The 15376-nt window shown below is 46.0% G+C and carries 11 protein-coding genes; 2 read left to right on the forward strand and 9 right to left on the reverse strand.

Annotated elements, in window-relative coordinates:
* Positions 1-23: 23 nt before the first annotated feature.
* The 6 genes from ACQSGY_RS03445 to ACQSGY_RS03470 all read right to left on the reverse strand — a co-directional run bounded on the left by ACQSGY_RS03445 (position 24) and on the right by ACQSGY_RS03470 (position 10061).
* A complete protein-coding gene (locus ACQSGY_RS03445; RefSeq protein ID WP_216513908.1) occupies positions 24-944 on the reverse strand; it encodes a carbohydrate ABC transporter permease in 921 nt (306 codons plus the stop codon).
* Positions 945-960: 16 nt separating this feature from the next.
* Positions 961-1932: an ABC transporter permease gene (locus ACQSGY_RS03450; protein WP_216513907.1), complete on the reverse strand. Its 972-nt coding sequence runs from the start codon at positions 1930-1932 to the stop codon at positions 961-963.
* Positions 1933-2079: 147 nt separating this feature from the next.
* Positions 2080-3759, reverse strand: coding sequence for an ABC transporter substrate-binding protein (locus ACQSGY_RS03455; protein ID WP_427050673.1), 1680 nt, complete (start codon positions 3757-3759; stop codon positions 2080-2082).
* 285 nt (positions 3760-4044) lie between these two features.
* A complete protein-coding gene (locus ACQSGY_RS03460; protein ID WP_427050674.1) occupies positions 4045-5799 on the reverse strand; it encodes a cache domain-containing sensor histidine kinase in 1755 nt (584 codons plus the stop codon).
* Positions 5799-7376 (reverse strand): response regulator, encoded by a 1578-nt coding sequence (locus ACQSGY_RS03465; protein ID WP_427050675.1) that lies wholly within the window; start codon positions 7374-7376, stop codon positions 5799-5801. Before ACQSGY_RS03465 ends, ACQSGY_RS03460 begins: the two co-directional genes overlap by 1 nt.
* A 366-nt stretch (positions 7377-7742) precedes the next feature.
* Positions 7743-10061 (reverse strand): glycoside hydrolase family 95 protein, encoded by a 2319-nt coding sequence (locus ACQSGY_RS03470; protein ID WP_427050676.1) that lies wholly within the window; start codon positions 10059-10061, stop codon positions 7743-7745.
* A gap of 267 nt (positions 10062-10328) precedes the next feature.
* On the opposite strand from ACQSGY_RS03470, the gene ACQSGY_RS03475 reads away from it, so the two are divergent.
* Entirely contained in the window at positions 10329-11210 is an 882-nt protein-coding gene (locus ACQSGY_RS03475; protein WP_427050677.1) for a helix-turn-helix domain-containing protein, read from the forward strand.
* Positions 11211-11326: 116 nt separating this feature from the next.
* On the forward strand, positions 11327-12616 hold the full coding sequence (locus tag ACQSGY_RS03480) for a glycoside hydrolase family 27 protein (RefSeq protein WP_427050678.1): 1290 nt from the start codon (positions 11327-11329) through the stop codon (positions 12614-12616).
* Between the two features lie 170 nt (positions 12617-12786).
* On the opposite strand, the gene ACQSGY_RS03485 is transcribed toward ACQSGY_RS03480, so the two are convergent.
* From ACQSGY_RS03485 to ACQSGY_RS03495, 3 genes are all read right to left on the reverse strand, one after another.
* Positions 12787-14127 carry an MFS transporter gene (locus ACQSGY_RS03485; RefSeq protein ID WP_427050679.1) on the reverse strand — a complete coding sequence of 447 codons (1341 nt, stop codon included), beginning with the start codon at positions 14125-14127 and terminating at the stop codon, positions 12787-12789.
* A gap of 80 nt (positions 14128-14207) precedes the next feature.
* Entirely contained in the window at positions 14208-14798 is a 591-nt protein-coding gene (locus ACQSGY_RS03490) for a TetR/AcrR family transcriptional regulator (RefSeq protein WP_216513899.1), read from the reverse strand.
* Positions 14799-14879: 81 nt separating this feature from the next.
* Positions 14880-15248 carry a hypothetical protein gene (locus ACQSGY_RS03495; RefSeq protein WP_427050680.1) on the reverse strand — a complete coding sequence of 123 codons (369 nt, stop codon included), beginning with the start codon at positions 15246-15248 and terminating at the stop codon, positions 14880-14882.
* Positions 15249-15376 lie beyond the last annotated feature (128 nt).

The raw sequence follows: 15376 nt of genomic DNA on the forward strand, positions 1-15376 counted from the left end.
ACTACTATGGCTTAATCCTTGACCTAACCTTTCACGCCGCCAATCGTCATACCCTGAACAAAGTATTTTTGCAGGAACGGATACACCATCAGAATCGGAACACTTGCAATAATTGTCATGGTTGCCCGAATGGAGGTCGGTGTAACGGCAACGCCGCTATTATCGGCAGATTGATACACATCACTTGCTGAAGAAGTTGCCGAGGTGGTCGAGGTTTGCAGAATCTTCATCAGTTCATATTGAAGTGTGCTTAACTCCTTGTTAGACGAGTTGTACAGAAAAACGTCAAACCAGGAATTCCATTGACCTACGGCTACGAAAAGAGATACGGTCGCCATAGCCGGTATTGTTAACGGCAGGACAACCCGGATAAATGTCGTAAATTCCCCGGCTCCGTCAATGCGGGCCGATTCCAGAATTCCTTCAGGCAGTCCTTCAATAAATGAACGAATGACAATCATATTAAATACACCAATGACCCCCGGAATGATATAAACCCAGAATGAGCCGATCAGACCGAGATCACGAATCAGCAGGTAACCTGGAATCAATCCACCACTGAAATACATCGTGAACACAAAGAACATGGTGACAAACTTGCGAAGCACAAATTCCTGTCGGCTGAGCGTGTACGCAAGCATCGCAGTACAGAATACGGATACAACGGTACCGATGATCGTACGAAGCGCCGAGATCAGCGTTGCATGATAGATATCGGATTCACCGAAGATGTATTTGTAGTTATCCAGTGTCCATACCCTCGGCCACAGATAGATCCCCCCGCGAATCGCATCGTTGGCATCATTTAATGACACAGCAATCATATTGATAAACGGATAGATAGTAACAATCATTAGACAGATCATGAAAATGATATTAAATGCATCAAACGCACGGTCCCCGGCGCTACTGTTCCGCAAGCGGGATGATTTTGCTTTTGGCATGGCCTAGGCCCTCCTCTTAGAATAGTCTGCTTTCTCCCATTTTTTTGGCGATGTAGTTGGCGGTGAACAGGAAGATGAAGCTGACCACCGTTTTGAAAATACCGGCTGCTGTACCCAAGGAGAAGTTCCCGAGTCCCAAACCATACTTCAGGACAAAGATATCCAGGTTTTCTGAATAATCCATGTTCATTCCGTTGCCCAGCAAATACTGCGGTTCAAATCCGGATTCCAGGATGCTGCCCATATTCATAATCAACAAAATTACGATAACCGGCTTCAAGCCTGGCAGAGTGATGTATAACATGCGTTTGAAACGACTCGCTCCATCAATCTCTGCGGCTTCATACTGGGCAGGATCAATGGATGTTATGGCTGCCAGATAGATAATCGTGTTCCAGCCCACATCCTTCCATACTTCGGTGGCCCCCAGTATGCCCCAGAAATACTCCCCTTTTCCCATCCAGAGCACAGGACTGTCGATCAGATGAAGCTTCGTAAGAATAAGGTTGACGATACCGTCTGGAGACAAAACCGTGAGTACAATACTTGAAGCAACAACCCAGGAAATAAAGTGAGGCAAATAACTTACCGTTTGCACAAAACGTTTGAAAATAATATTTTTGAGCTCATTTAACAGCAGTGCGAGTGTAATCGCTGTGACAAAGCCAAGCACCAGCTTGATCGAACTCATCACTAGTGTATTTCGCAGTACACGATAGAATGTGTTGTCCTCAAACAGCGTTTGGAAATGTTTCATGCCTACCCACTGCTGATCGGCGAAGGCTCTTGCCGGTTTGAAATTCTGGAAAGCCATCGTCCAGCCCCATAACGGCAAATATTTGAATATAAACGCCCAGATCACAAAGGGTATACACATAAATGCCAAGGTGCGCTGCTGTAACAGCCGTCTATAAAATGTGTTTTTCTGTTCCCTTTTGCCGCCATTGACTGGTGGAACAGACTGAAGGGATACATTTGGCTTCTCCATGATGCAGATACTCCTTTCCCTATGCTGTCATTCGTGCGCCAGAATAAACCGCTCCCATTGATGGATTCCCGTCTTCTCCGGCGCACGCAACAGTTTGTATGCTTCTAACAGCTCTGAATAGTTCTGTTTCTGGTTAGCTTTAATGAATTACCATTTACCTGCAACCCGGTTCTGCACCACTTCGGTGATTTTTTTCTCGTAACCTGCTTTGTCCAGCTTGTTGAACTCAGCCATGTAATCGTTCCAGATCTTATCAAAATTCGATGGCGCACCGAGAATCATTTCAGGCAAATATTTGCGCTGCAGGTCATCTGATTTCGTTGTGAAAAGCTGCTCAGGTGAACCCTGCTCCAGAGCGATAGACCATGCCGGGAACCATGGACGGTCATCCGGCTTGTTGAAGAGCTCACTAAATGTTTTGACGCCATACGCTTCCAGAAATTTTTTATCTCCTTCGGTGTAAGTCGCTGCAACCACCTCCGGCTGGTTCCCCGGGCTGAATGCGTTTCCATCGGACAGAGTGGATTCCCCTCCATAACGAGGCCAGTCATTGCTGAAGTAGGTGAACCCGAACTTGCGGCCCAGCTCGACGTCATCATGTATTTTACGTTGCTCGTCGTTGGCATAATAGAAACGGCCATTTTCATCTACACTGTAGGTTTGATCCTTGATGCCCCATTGTGTGAGAATCTGATTCTCTTCTTTGAGCAAATTGTCAAAATACTTGATAATCCGTACCGGATCTTTCGCATTGACGGTAATTCCGGTTGCATAGTTGTTTACAAAGCCCGGAGGATCGATGTATTGATCCTTTATGCTTTTGTCAAAGACGATGGGAAGAGGCGCATAACGCTTCTCATCAATACCTGCTGCAAGCAGGTTTTTGGATGCATCGCCAACCTGCCATGCGTAGTTAAAATAACCAAGAACACGGCCCGAGGTCAGTTTGGCGAGATATTGGTCCTTGTTCATTGTGAATGATTCCGGATCAAGCAGTCCCTTCGCGTTAATCTCGTTCAGCTTTTTGATCCAACGTTTCTGCTCTTCCGTTCCGGCAACGGTTCTGGCTACATGGGTGTTCATATCAACCATAACGCCGCCGTCATTCGGATATCCTGCGAGGTGCATTGCTGGATTCTGCAGCGTGAAGAAGTTGTTGGGTACTCCTGCAAGAGATACAAAACCGATCGTTTCTGCCCCGTCAACGGTTGGATGTTTCTCCTTATAGTCCTCAATCAGGTCGAAATATTCATCCAGTGTTGAAATTTTCGGATAGTTAAATTCCTTCAGTACAGAACGTTGAATCCAGAAGGCTCCGCCCCCGAAATTTGGACTTGCTGCATACTCACCCTGATTTGCCGTATAAGGAAGCGCATATATTTTGCCATCCTCCGGATTTCTCATTTTGTCAAAATAAGGTCCGTATACCTTTTTGATGTTTGGTCCATATTTCTCGATTAGATCATCTAGCGGTATGTAAGCACCAGCGTCCAGCAGCTTGGACATTTCTCCACTGGAGGCGATAACATCCGGGTAATCTCCACTCGCAATCATGACGCCTGCTTTGGTCGCGCTGTCGCCAACGAGATATTCCATTTTCCAGTCTACGCCAGTCTGATTCTGAAGCTCCTTGCCAATCGTCGTTTCGCTGGCCAACGTATCCTTCTTCCCTGAAGAGAACATGTAATACGAGAATGTTACCGGACTGTTATCATCCTTTTCGGCTGTAGACGAATCCCCTGGAGAGGAGCTGCTTGAATTGCAACCAGCCAGAAGGGAAGCCAGTAACAAGGCTAAGCCTGTCGTTTTTAGAAGCGGTTTTAACATGTGTTTTGTTCCCCCTTTTTAATTAAGCGTTGTCTGTAAGCACTCTCAATATATCAAGATAACGCTTTCACAGTTACCCATAAAAATGTACTTTGTTCTTTAAAAAGTATATCGTTCCATTATTCGCCTTTAAGTGCGTGTTCAAAAAGTCAGGTTTTCAGCACCGAGAAGGTTGGATGAAGCTAGGGGCGGAGTAGCGGAGCGTAGGCGAACCTACGTGAGCAACGGACGGCCCGGCTGAATTCAAGATTCGATGTCGAATCCACTTCTCGAGTGACCTCGTGATCAAAAGTTGACTTTTTGAACAACCTCTTTAAGTGAATTATGCTCAAGAGGAAGCTTGATATGAATTGTTGTTCCCTGGCCTTCTACGGATTGTATGGTCAAAGAAAAGCGATCCATGTAACAAAGCTTCAATCGGCTGTATGCATTTTTCATGCCAACATGCTCGCCCATATCTACATTCTGATCCAGATACAGCAGCAATTCTTGCAATCTGGCGGCAGACATGCCAATCCCGTTATCCTCCAGGCGGATATGTAGCTCCTGCTCCTCTACACGTACGAATAGCTGAATTAAACCTTCTCCGGGGGTTGACTCAATACCGTGAATGCTGGCATTCTCTACAAATGGCAAAATAACCATTTTAGGAATCCGATATTTTAAAGCAGACTCATCAGCCTCAATGTGATACTGAAGCTTCTCTCCGAAACGATATTTTTGAATTTGCAAAAAGCTGTCGATGAGTTCCAGTTCTTCTTTTACGGTCACTTCATGCTGGTTCCAGCTAATGGACTTGCGGAACATTTTGGCCATATGGTGCACGATTTTGGCGGTTTCCTTCTCTCCCTTAATCAAACTTCGCATCCGCACAGATTCGAGCGTGTTAAACAGAAAATGCGGATTAATCTGACTATGCAGCGCATGCAGCTGAGCCTGCTGCTGCTTCAGCTCCAGATCTTTTTTCTGAATATCGGCCAGGTATACTTCATCAATCAGATTTCGGATCGTCTCTGTCATTCGATTAAATTCAGTGGTCAGCTGACCGATCTCGTCTCTGGCATCCTCAGGTGGAATCGTCTGAAAGTTCTGGGTTTTCACCTTCTTCATATGTTTCAGAATTCGGACCAGTCTTACATGTATGGATCTGGACATCGCAGCAATAATGATGGTAGGCAGCACAAAGTTGATACATGCCAGCCAGACTACAAAAGACCTGGATTGGCGTACTTCCTGCAGCACAATTTCTTCATCCATGACCCCTTGCAATGACCAGCCTTCGAGATAGTTGATGCCTGAATAGACCCGTTCAAAGCGAATGGTCTTGTTGGGAAACTCCATATTGCCATACAGCTCTCCGACAGAAGTAGGCCCTGAACTGGAACGATTAGAAAAACGGATATATCCTTCAGGATCCACCAGATACACACTGCCATCAAAACCGCTGTTGCGAAACTGCTCTTTCATCAGGTCCATGTTAAAGTCAATTTTGAGCAGCTGTTCAATTCCCCCGGTATCACCGTTGTTCAAGCGCTGCACAAGACTTAACCCTTGATCTCCGGTAACCAAGGTCGGATAGGGCGCAGTGTGATCCTTCAATTGTTGGTACCAGCCTGACTTGCGGACGGCTTCGGTCAGACGCTCAATGTAGCCCGATGACAAAATGGTCGGGTTATCCGTGTACACCTGGTACCAACGAATGCCTTGGCTTATTTGACCAGAAAACTCACTCTTGAGATAGGAATTATACGCACGAATGTACTCCGAGTGACTGCTAAACGAACGGGATAATGTCTCATTAAATACGGGATCGGCATACAGAGAATATGATAGCCCTACTCCCTGATCAATCGTAACGCGCAGCTCATTCTTCAGATTGTTTAACGCAACTCCTGCATCACGTGTCTTCTGACTGCGAATATTCGCAGTTGTCACCTGGTAAAAAGCAATATTGGTAAACACTATCGGGATAAATACGGATAATACATACATTAACAGCAGCTTGTCCCGAAGCTTCATATAATTCAGATTCCAGCGCATCACTCGGCCCCCCGCAGTCCTTCCTCTTTCAGCAGATTACGATAGGCTGTAGGAGTCATGTTGAGGATTTTCTCAAACTGCGTCACAAAATAATCTGCATTCTGAAATCCGATGCGGGCGGCTACCTCATACATTCGCAGGTCCGTTTGACGTAAAAGCTTCTGTGCCTCCTGAATGCGGAGATGTAGCAAATATTCATTAAAATACTGATTATAGCTTTTGCGAAAAAGCCTACCTAGATAAACCGGGTTCATATAGAACTCGGCTGCAATGCTTTTAAGGCTGATATTCTCCGTATAATGGGAATCGATATATCGTTTGATCTTGTTGATATCACCCTTGGACTGTTCTGAACGCAGCTGTGCGATATATTGCTCCGCTTCCTCCAGTGCAGCAACAAACGCTTCCTTGAGAAGACGCAGATTCCAGCCGTCCTGTCCTTGCTCCGCGAGTGACTTGAGCTGCTGCAATCCCGCCTCACTGCCTCCCATCTCATGAACTACAGCGAGAATACCCGTCATGCAGCGTACAAGTGAACCCGTAACTGCTTGAGGAGAGAAACGGCGGGAATGAAACAGCTTGAACATCTCCTCCACCACGGTATGACAAGCGACACGATTACGCTCTTCCAGGCTCAAAATCAACGGATCAACCACTTCGTGATTTACATTAAAAACGTATAAAGGCTTGTCCTTTACTTCGGAATACCAAATCACATTACCGTGTTCTGCAAATTTATGTCGGGATGCTTCATCTGCTTCGGCGTAAGACCGTGGTGCATCACTCATGTCATTCACCATCGTACCAGCATACAGCGCCACATCTGCCTGCAACTGTTCACTCAATCTGTTCTGAATTTTCTGAATCTGATCTTCCACGTCATCTGTACGATGTTTCTTGTGTGATTCTTTCCAGAGAAGCACTAAGGCTAATCTGCCTCGCTGCTCCTCAATGACGTATAACTTGAATAAATCACCCTCTAACGCTTGCAGCAAATCGTTAATATGCTGAACCGTGATATGTCTCATCTCACCCCCCATCAAAATTTCAATCAACACAATCATGAGTGAAGTCTGACGGTCCATACCAAGCATGTCTGCATAACGGTTCTCATCTTCTTTGCGCACCTGTCTCTTGATCATGTCTTTGAGCATAATACGACTCGCCTGTTCCTCTGCCAGAAAGGCATGCTTCCGCTTGTTTCGGATCAAGTCAGCCGACTTTTGCAGCGTTGCCGTCATCTCTTCATCGTCAATCGGTTTCAGGATATAATCCTGCACACCATATCGAATGGCCTGTTGAGCATACTTGAAATCATGGTATCCGCTAATGATGATAAAAACCGGCTCCATAGTCGGTGAATTGGCTACAGCCCGGATTAGCTCCAATCCATCGAGGATTGGCATTCGAATATCGGTAATAATGATGTCGGGCTGCAAACATTCCGCTTTTTTGAGCGCCTCCAGTCCATTCTCTGCCTCTCCAGCAATCTCCATGCCCAGACTATGCCAATCAATCAGCTCATACATCCCTTTGCGAATAAACATTTCATCGTCGACCAGCAATACCTTTAACATGACATCCTCCCCTTCACAGTAACGAAAAATAATCCATCTGCCGTAAATCTTCTTCAGACGGAATACGATAAGACGTGCTGCGTAAGCTGTCTACCAAAAATAATAAGCAATCTAAAGTATGTATCCATATAATAGTAAACGCTTACATTTTTATGGATAATTCATGAGATTGTTTCCATTCTATAGTTTGTTGTCACCATTTTCAATGTGAAAATGATGCATTTTATTGCGCGAAAGTACGCATCATCTTCAGTGAAAAGCAAAAAAGCGACCCGTACCAGGTCATGTACCCGGACGTTTCGCTTAAATAATGAAGCAAAGCATGCTCACAAAAACTCCGATAACAGAAACACCCTCCAATCGCTGTTATCCCCAGATTTCTTGTTTCCCTTTTAATGAAATCGAATGCTGTTCATGCTTAAAATGCAGCTCGATCTGTTGTGCCAAATATGATACGGTAACGGTCGCAGCTGCACTTGAACGCAGCGTAGCTGAGATCAATTCTCCATCAAGCCATTCCATATCCACCTCAATTCCTCCACGTGCTCGCAGCCCCCGAACTGAGCCTTTGGGCCATGCACTTGGCAGAGCAGGAAGAAGGTGAATCTCGCCCGCATGACTTTGCAGCAGCATCTCGGCAATACCTGCCGTCCCCCCAAAGTTACCGTCGATCTGAAACGGGGGGTGATCACAGAACAGATTAGGCAGAGTAGAAGATCGCAGCAGCTCAACTACGTTATCATGTGCCAACTCACCCTGCTCCAGTCTGGCCCACATATTGAGAATCCAGGCACGGCTCCAGCCCGTATGCCCTCCCCCATGCTGAAGTCTGCGATCCAGCGTGACCCGAGCGGCCTTGGCCAGTTCAGGTGTTGTACGCGGAGTGATCTGTGATCCCGGATGTAAAGCAAACAAGTGGGAGATATGCCGATGGCCTGGTTCAAGCTCCTCATAATCATTGCTCCACTCCTGAATCTGTCCGTGCTTCCCGATGTCAATGTCAGGAATACGCGATAACGCTTCGCGTAACTGTATAACAAACGACTGATCCTGCTGCAAAATATGTGCGCTTTCTATACAACGGTTAAACAGCTCGCGAATGATCTGGTTGTCCATCGATGCCCCGTAACAAAGCGCACCTGACTCACCATTTTCTAGTATGTAAATATTCTCTGGCGAGGATGATGGACATATGACAAGATTGCCCTCCGGGGCTTCCACGAGGAAATCCAGTATAAATTGTGCTGCCTCCTTCATTGTTTCATATGCTTGGGACAAGAAAGCTTTATCCCCGCTATATGCATAATGCTCCCACAGATGTAGGGATAACCATGCGCCGCCCATCGTCCAGAAAGTAGATGTCAGGCATACGTCCTGTGGTGCAGAATCCGCCCATATATCTGAATTATGGTGCGCTACAAAGCCCCTGCATCCGTACATCTGGCTTGCTGTTTCCCGCCCACGAACCTTTAATCTGCCGATAAAATCAAAAAGCGGGACATGACACGCTGCCAAATTACAGCTTTCCGCCAGCCAATAATTCATTTCAGTGTTGATGTTAATGGTATACTTGCTGTCCCACGCCGGGAGCATGTCCTTGTTCCATATACCTTGCAAATTAGCAGGCAATGAACCCGGACGACTGCTGGAAATGAGCAGATAACGTCCAAACTGAAAATACAAACTGACCAGTTCAGGATCATTAGCTCCGCTCTGAAGTCTCGCTAAACGCTGATTCATGGGCAGATGGATGTAATCCCGGTCTGTACCTCCACCTTCAAGACGCAGATCTACCCGTTTGAACAGAGCTTGATAATCCGCAATGTGATCTTCAAGCAGCTGCTCATATGACTTGGCAGCGGCTGCTTCTATTCTTCGCAGGCATTCCGTAACAAGCTCTTCCTTGGCATAGCGAAAATCGGTGCAGGCTGCAATCAGCACAGTTGCTGAATCAGCATGACCAAGCGATATTTGACCACCCGAGTATCGAAGCTCTCCGCCTTTGTGTATAACCCGAATGGCACAGCAGAAGCGAACACCATCTTCGCCGCCGCTTCTTCCCCGGATGATCATGTCGCCATTACTGTGTTGTTCGATTCGATCAAGCAGCGACTGGAAGCCAACCGGGTGTCTTAATGCACCGGATAACGGAGACCAGTTCAGCACGGAACCTCTCCCGAAAAGTGCAGTGAATGATAACTGGCCAGACATACTGCCGGATAGGTGAACAGCCAATACCTGATCGGGATAACTCGAAAAATAGCTGCGCGTAAACGTTACTTTGCCGGAAGTATACTGCATCTCAACGAGCCCTCGCTCCAGATCAAGATGCCTCTGGTAATCCGTTATTTCCTCATTGACATCATGCATAGCCATATAAAAATCACCAAGCGGCTCGTAATGTCGCTGTCCGTCAGGTACACCTACCAGCGATGTGAGTGCAAGCTCTTCGGCCTGCCAAATCCGGCCCTGGAACAGCAGCTGCCGTATTTCATCCAGAGAGTCCAGTGCCCGCGGATTGTTCCGTTCCATCGGCCCGCCATACCACAGGCTGTCTTCGTTAAGCTGCACTCTTTCCAAATGTGCTCTTCCGAAAACCATACCGCCAAGGGTTCCGTTTCCAATCGGAAATGCTTCTTCCCACTGCTGTGCTGCGTTATCAAACGGGATTTTATTCACGTTCATCCTGCACCTCCAATAAAAATGCTCAGTCCGCTACAACACCAAAGGTAGGCTGCGTAGTCTATTTAATCAGTTTACCTGCTTCACCCGCATGACTAAATGCAGAAAACTAACCTGGAGCTTCACGATATTAACCTTTCTTCTCTATAGCGCTACAGTTGAGAGCACTTTTGTTTTACAAGCTTCAGCGCCAGCATACAGCTATTTCAGATGTAACACGATACGATATATAATGGATTGTAACCGCAATCAAACTTCAGGAGGACCTTCATGGATATTTCAAAAGGTACATACGGTTTTCGATTTGCAGTTGATCATGAGCTTGCTCTATGCAAACTGTATGCTGCGGGGGCTGATATCATCACGGATTCTTCATATCATTGGGACGGGCTGGAGCGCAAGGATGGCCCACTTCTTTTATTTCAATATACGTTTTCAGGTGAAGGCATCTTTGAAAATAACAGCAAAACATATCGCGTCAGATCAGGACAAGCTTTTCTGGCAGAAATTCCGGGCCCGCATCGATATTACTATCCTGAGGATGCTACAGAACCATGGCATTTCATATTCCTGTTATTTCGGCCCGATCTCATCTCCGCTCACTGGAGGAAGTTTAAACGCGAGGCCGGTGAAGTGCCTTCTCTACACATGGACTCTGCACCTGTTCGCCTGCTGCGCATGATTGTAACCGATGCTGCAGCAGGACGAATTACGGACCCGTTCATCGCTTCCTCCAGTGTATATCAATTCATGACCGAGTTGGTTCGTCTGCAGACGACAACACGTCATAATCGTGAGAATTGGTCTGAGCATATTCGGCAGGCAGCGGCTTACATCGAGAATGATTATGCCAGCATGATCAGTATGGATCAGCTCGCAGAGCAGGTTTCCCTGTCCAAATATCATCTCATCCGCAGGTTTTCCGCAAGTACCGGGATCACTCCAGGCGTGTATCTTACGCGCGTACGTATCGAAAAAGCGATGGAATTGCTGCGGGGCACTACACTCAGCATTGAACAGATTGCATTACAGGTTGGATATTCCAGCGGAAGTTATTTTATTAAAGCTTTTCGAGGATTAACAGGACTTACACCTGGAGATTTTCGAAGCGGCGGCGAGAGTCTGGTCTATCGCAAGCTGTTTTTTGACTGACCGCAATATATTGCTATTGAAGGCTCAACTTTACTGTAGATAATTATATTTCTCTTGATTAAGATGAAGGTATTCAGAGCAATAATTTTAATCCATTGAACCAAAGGAGCATTCACATGAACCATACTCATGCGGCACCAACACCCCCTCTTGGCTGGAACAGCTGGGACTGCTACGGCGCTGCCGTAACGGAAGCCGAGATTCGCGGTAATGCAGATTACATGGCTGAACATCTCAAGGAATATGGCTGGCAATATATCACCGTAGACATTCAGTGGTATGAACCTTTGGCACAATCTTCTCTATATCGACCCTTTGTGCCGCTGATTATGGATGAATACTCTCGTCTGATGCCAGCCGAGAACCGTTTCCCTTCAGCGGCCGGCGGACTGGGCTTCAAACCGCTGGCTGACTACGTCCACAGCCTTGGGCTCAAATTCGGTATTCATATTATGCGCGGTATCCCCCGGCAAGCTGTTCATGCAGGTACGGCTCTTTTAGGAACCGAGGCCACTGCTCGTGATATCGCTCACACCAATTCCATCTGTCCGTGGAATACGGATATGTATGGCGTGGATCACAACAAAGAAGGCGCACAGGCCTATTATGATTCATTATTTGAATTATACGCCTCATGGGGCGTGGATCTGGTAAAGGTGGACGATATTGCCGCTTCCAGATTATACGACACGCATCAGCCTGAGATTGAGATGATCGCAACAGCTATACAGCGTGCCGGACGGCCTATGGTGCTCAGCCTTTCTCCTGGTCCTGCTCCGGTAGAATATGCAGCATTTTTTGCAGAACAGGCCAATATGTGGCGGGTTACGGACGATTTCTGGGATCGTTGGCCCCTGCTGCTTGATATGTTCGACCGCTGCCGTACATGGCAGGGTGTTCCGAAGGAGGGATGCTGGCCGGATTGTGATATGCTGCCTCTGGGACACATCGGTATTCGTTCTGTAGATGGAGGCGGTGCTGACCGATGGACCAGATTCACCCCGGACGAGCAGTTAACGATGATGTCACTGTGGAGCATCTTCCGTTCTCCTCTCATCTTTGGCGGTGAACTGCGGGATAACGATGACTGGACACTGTCTCTGCTGACGAATCGCGAGGTACTGCGGATGCATCGTGAAAGTTATGGTGCCAGGGAAGCACTGCGGCAGGGCGATCTGATTGTGTGGACCGCTGAACATGCGGATGGTTCTACTTACGTCGCTGTGTTTAATGTAGGTGAGCAGCAAGTGCTCCCGGTGGAAATTGACCTGAAAACGGTCGGTTTGTCTGCTTCCGTTGTAAGAAAAGGAACAGAACTATGGAGCGGCGATGCGGCCAAAGTCGATGGGGACATTTTACACGCCGATGTGCCGTCACATGGTGTGCGATTGTACCTTTTAGCCTGAGATTTTCATGAAGAAGAGGCCTGTCGTTTGTGACAGACCTCTTTTTTCGTTATTTCATTTTTAAATTGTAAACGGCCTGCACATCCAGAACTTTCATCAAATCCATGTAGATGATTCCTTCATTGATCCTTGGGATTTACGATCAAAGTACCAGCGATACAGAAACGTCATCACCCCAACCAACATGGCAAGCAGAAAATAAAAAGGTTACTATATACAAATGCAGATGACAGGCTGATAAAAGGATTGATATGCAACTGCTGTGCTCCACTGTCGATAACCTTGCCAAGAACTGTTGTAGATACCGAAGCTGCGATGAAATTAAACATGGATAACAGACCCATGCCAATGCCCACCTGTTCCTTGGAAAGTGTCTGTGCAATCGTATTAGACAACGCAATTTGCATATACGATTGACCAAGGACTGCTAAGATCAGAAAAGATGAAACGAAAATCAATGACACACCGGCAGCAAACGAGAGACTTATGAAACCGATAACGAGCATCGTTGAGGCTGTATACATCAAATAAGCATTTCCTTTCTTGTCAGCTAACGTTCCACCGCGCCTTCCCAGTAATGCTGCGATTAAAGCGGATGGCAGCATAATCAAACCTGTCAGAGCTGGATAAGCATCATACACATTGGTTAACAACTGGGGGATGATAAATGGAATGCTGAATCCGCAGGCTACCAACAGAAACGAAATAAACATTCCCCATGTGTAGGATCGATTACGAAATACAGCTGGCTGCACAAACGGTGATGCGGCACGAAGAATACGAAGGATAAACAATGCTAACGCTACAATACCCAGAAGCAAGTACCCCAAATTCAACTTGGTTAGTGCGAGAAGTATAGCTCCAATGCTTACTGCAAGCAGCATCCCGCCGATGTAATCCATCTTTTCATAGACTCCTTTCTCATCATTCAAATACCTTCGATAAAAGGGCAAAGTCAACAGCGAAAGCAGCGGAATTGCAAATAGAAACTTCCAGTTCAGGGCACTAGAGACTAATCCGGCAACGATGGGGCCTAAAGCAGATCCCAGAGCGATTCCGATCGCAGAGGTACCTAGTGCTTGACCACGCTTGTTCGGCGGAAAATAGCGAACGGGTATGATCATGGCAAGTGCTGGAATGACTGCAGCACCGGCTGCCTGAATCAGGCGTGCCAAAATAATCATGAAATAGGAAGTAGACAGAATTCCTATCACAGACCCAACAGCCAACAATAAGAGCCCAAATGTGATTAAATGTTTAATGCTGTATCGATCTGTTAGCTTTCCGTAAGTGACTGTACCAACGGCGTATACAATTAAATATCCGGTAACGATCCAGCTTGTCTCGGAAGCTGACCGTTCGAATTGATCCCCGATGACGGGTAAAACAACATTAAACATCATCCCGTTCATTACAGAGATGATCAATGTGAAGACAAGCACACGAAGTAGTGCCGTTTCTTTACCGGTTGAAGGTGTATCCCGGAGCTCCAAACTCTCTGTGTTCTTCATCTTTTTCCTCTTTTCCATGCGTTATTTAAAACATTAAAAAATGACTGTCAGTACTTACTGACATAATATAGATTAAAAAACTAGGGCGTTAACGCCCTAGTGAACGTCCATACACTTTCGGTAATCACATCTTCTAATGATAGCCACGGAAAATGTACATTATCCTCCATATGGTTAATAAACAAGCCGTAGTTTAATGCCATGAAGGAGAAAGCCTGTAATTCAGCATTGATCTGAATCACCTTGCCTTGCTCGTACATCGTTTGTAAATATCGGGTTAACAGCTCAAGTAACTGCTGTGGGTGTCTTATCGTTCGTGTTCTTAAATCCGGCAAATGATTCATTTCCTTCAGGCTGATCATAAACAATTTGCGGTTCTTATGCATAAGTTCATGATAGGTTCTGCTCACTAACAATAAGTCTGAATGCAAATTCCACACCAGTTTTTCCTCGAAAAGACGTGTCATTTCTGCGGCATAATGATATTCATCAAATGCGCTCTCGAGCAGATTTTGTTTCGTACCGAAGTGGCGAAATAACGTCTTCTCACTTACACCCGCGGTTAAGGCAATCTCCTGTGTTGTAACACTTTTATACCCTTTTAACGAGAACAGATCAATTGCGGTTAACATTAACTTTTCTCTCGTGCTTTGTTTACTTGAATTGGACATTAAGCTCTCCTTATTATTACAATGTCAGTGACCACTGTCATAAAAGAATGCTACCTTTTGCTTATCTCTTTGTCAAGTATCTCAATGAAATTTCTGCTCCATCGCTAGAATAGCCAATTGAAAAGCCCGAATTCTTCTTTCAAGCAAAGTATGTTGTGGTGTTCCGGCTGCCGACTTCTCCATCATTCGTTCAAGAGAAGGAAGGAGTTTTTTCATTACATCACATGCTTCGTTTATCTCCGAGATGTCGTACTGATGATCAGCACTCTTATACCAGGTCTGTTCCAGAATGTGCAAACTTACAACCAGCGCATGAAGTCGTTTCTCTATAACAGATGTATTAGCTTTCTTCCCCTTCATGTTCTTCTGAGCGTTCTCCGATTTGCGGATCGCAGACTGAAAGGCTTCTATGGATTGTCGTTGTACAATCTCAGGTACGGGTTCGATCATAGGGTAATACTCCTTTGCAAGGGATTTAAAATGGCCTTATATGGATGTGCATACAATACGTTCAGTGTTTTCAGGAATCCTATTATATTCCTATATGGAATAAATGTACAAAACAAAAAAAGCCGCAT

The sequence above is a fragment of the Paenibacillus sp. TC-CSREp1 genome, assembly GCF_050171015.1.
GTDB lineage: Bacteria > Bacillota > Bacilli > Paenibacillales > Paenibacillaceae > Paenibacillus > Paenibacillus silvae.

Bases quoted from the DNA above. Each gene is read 5' to 3' on its own strand.
- ACQSGY_RS03465 (WP_427050675.1), bottom strand. From the start codon at position 7,376: ATGTTAAAGGTATTGCTGGTCGACGATGAAATGTTTATTCGCAAAGGG.
- ACQSGY_RS03450 (WP_216513907.1), bottom strand. From the start codon at position 1,932: ATGGAGAAGCCAAATGTATCCCTTCAGTCTGTTCCACCAGTCAATGGC.
- ACQSGY_RS03470 (WP_427050676.1), bottom strand. From the start codon at position 10,061: ATGAACGTGAATAAAATCCCGTTTGATAACGCAGCACAGCAGTGGGAA.
- ACQSGY_RS03455 (WP_427050673.1), bottom strand. From the start codon at position 3,759: ATGTTAAAACCGCTTCTAAAAACGACAGGCTTAGCCTTGTTACTGGCT.
- ACQSGY_RS03480 (WP_427050678.1), top strand. From the start codon at position 11,327: ATGAACCATACTCATGCGGCACCAACACCCCCTCTTGGCTGGAACAGC.
- ACQSGY_RS03475 (WP_427050677.1), top strand. From the start codon at position 10,329: ATGGATATTTCAAAAGGTACATACGGTTTTCGATTTGCAGTTGATCAT.
- ACQSGY_RS03460 (WP_427050674.1), bottom strand. From the start codon at position 5,799: ATGCGCTGGAATCTGAATTATATGAAGCTTCGGGACAAGCTGCTGTTA.
- ACQSGY_RS03490 (WP_216513899.1), bottom strand. From the start codon at position 14,798: ATGTCCAATTCAAGTAAACAAAGCACGAGAGAAAAGTTAATGTTAACC.
- ACQSGY_RS03495 (WP_427050680.1), bottom strand. From the start codon at position 15,248: ATGATCGAACCCGTACCTGAGATTGTACAACGACAATCCATAGAAGCC.
- ACQSGY_RS03485 (WP_427050679.1), bottom strand. From the start codon at position 14,127: ATGAAGAACACAGAGAGTTTGGAGCTCCGGGATACACCTTCAACCGGT.
- ACQSGY_RS03445 (WP_216513908.1), bottom strand. From the start codon at position 944: ATGCCAAAAGCAAAATCATCCCGCTTGCGGAACAGTAGCGCCGGGGAC.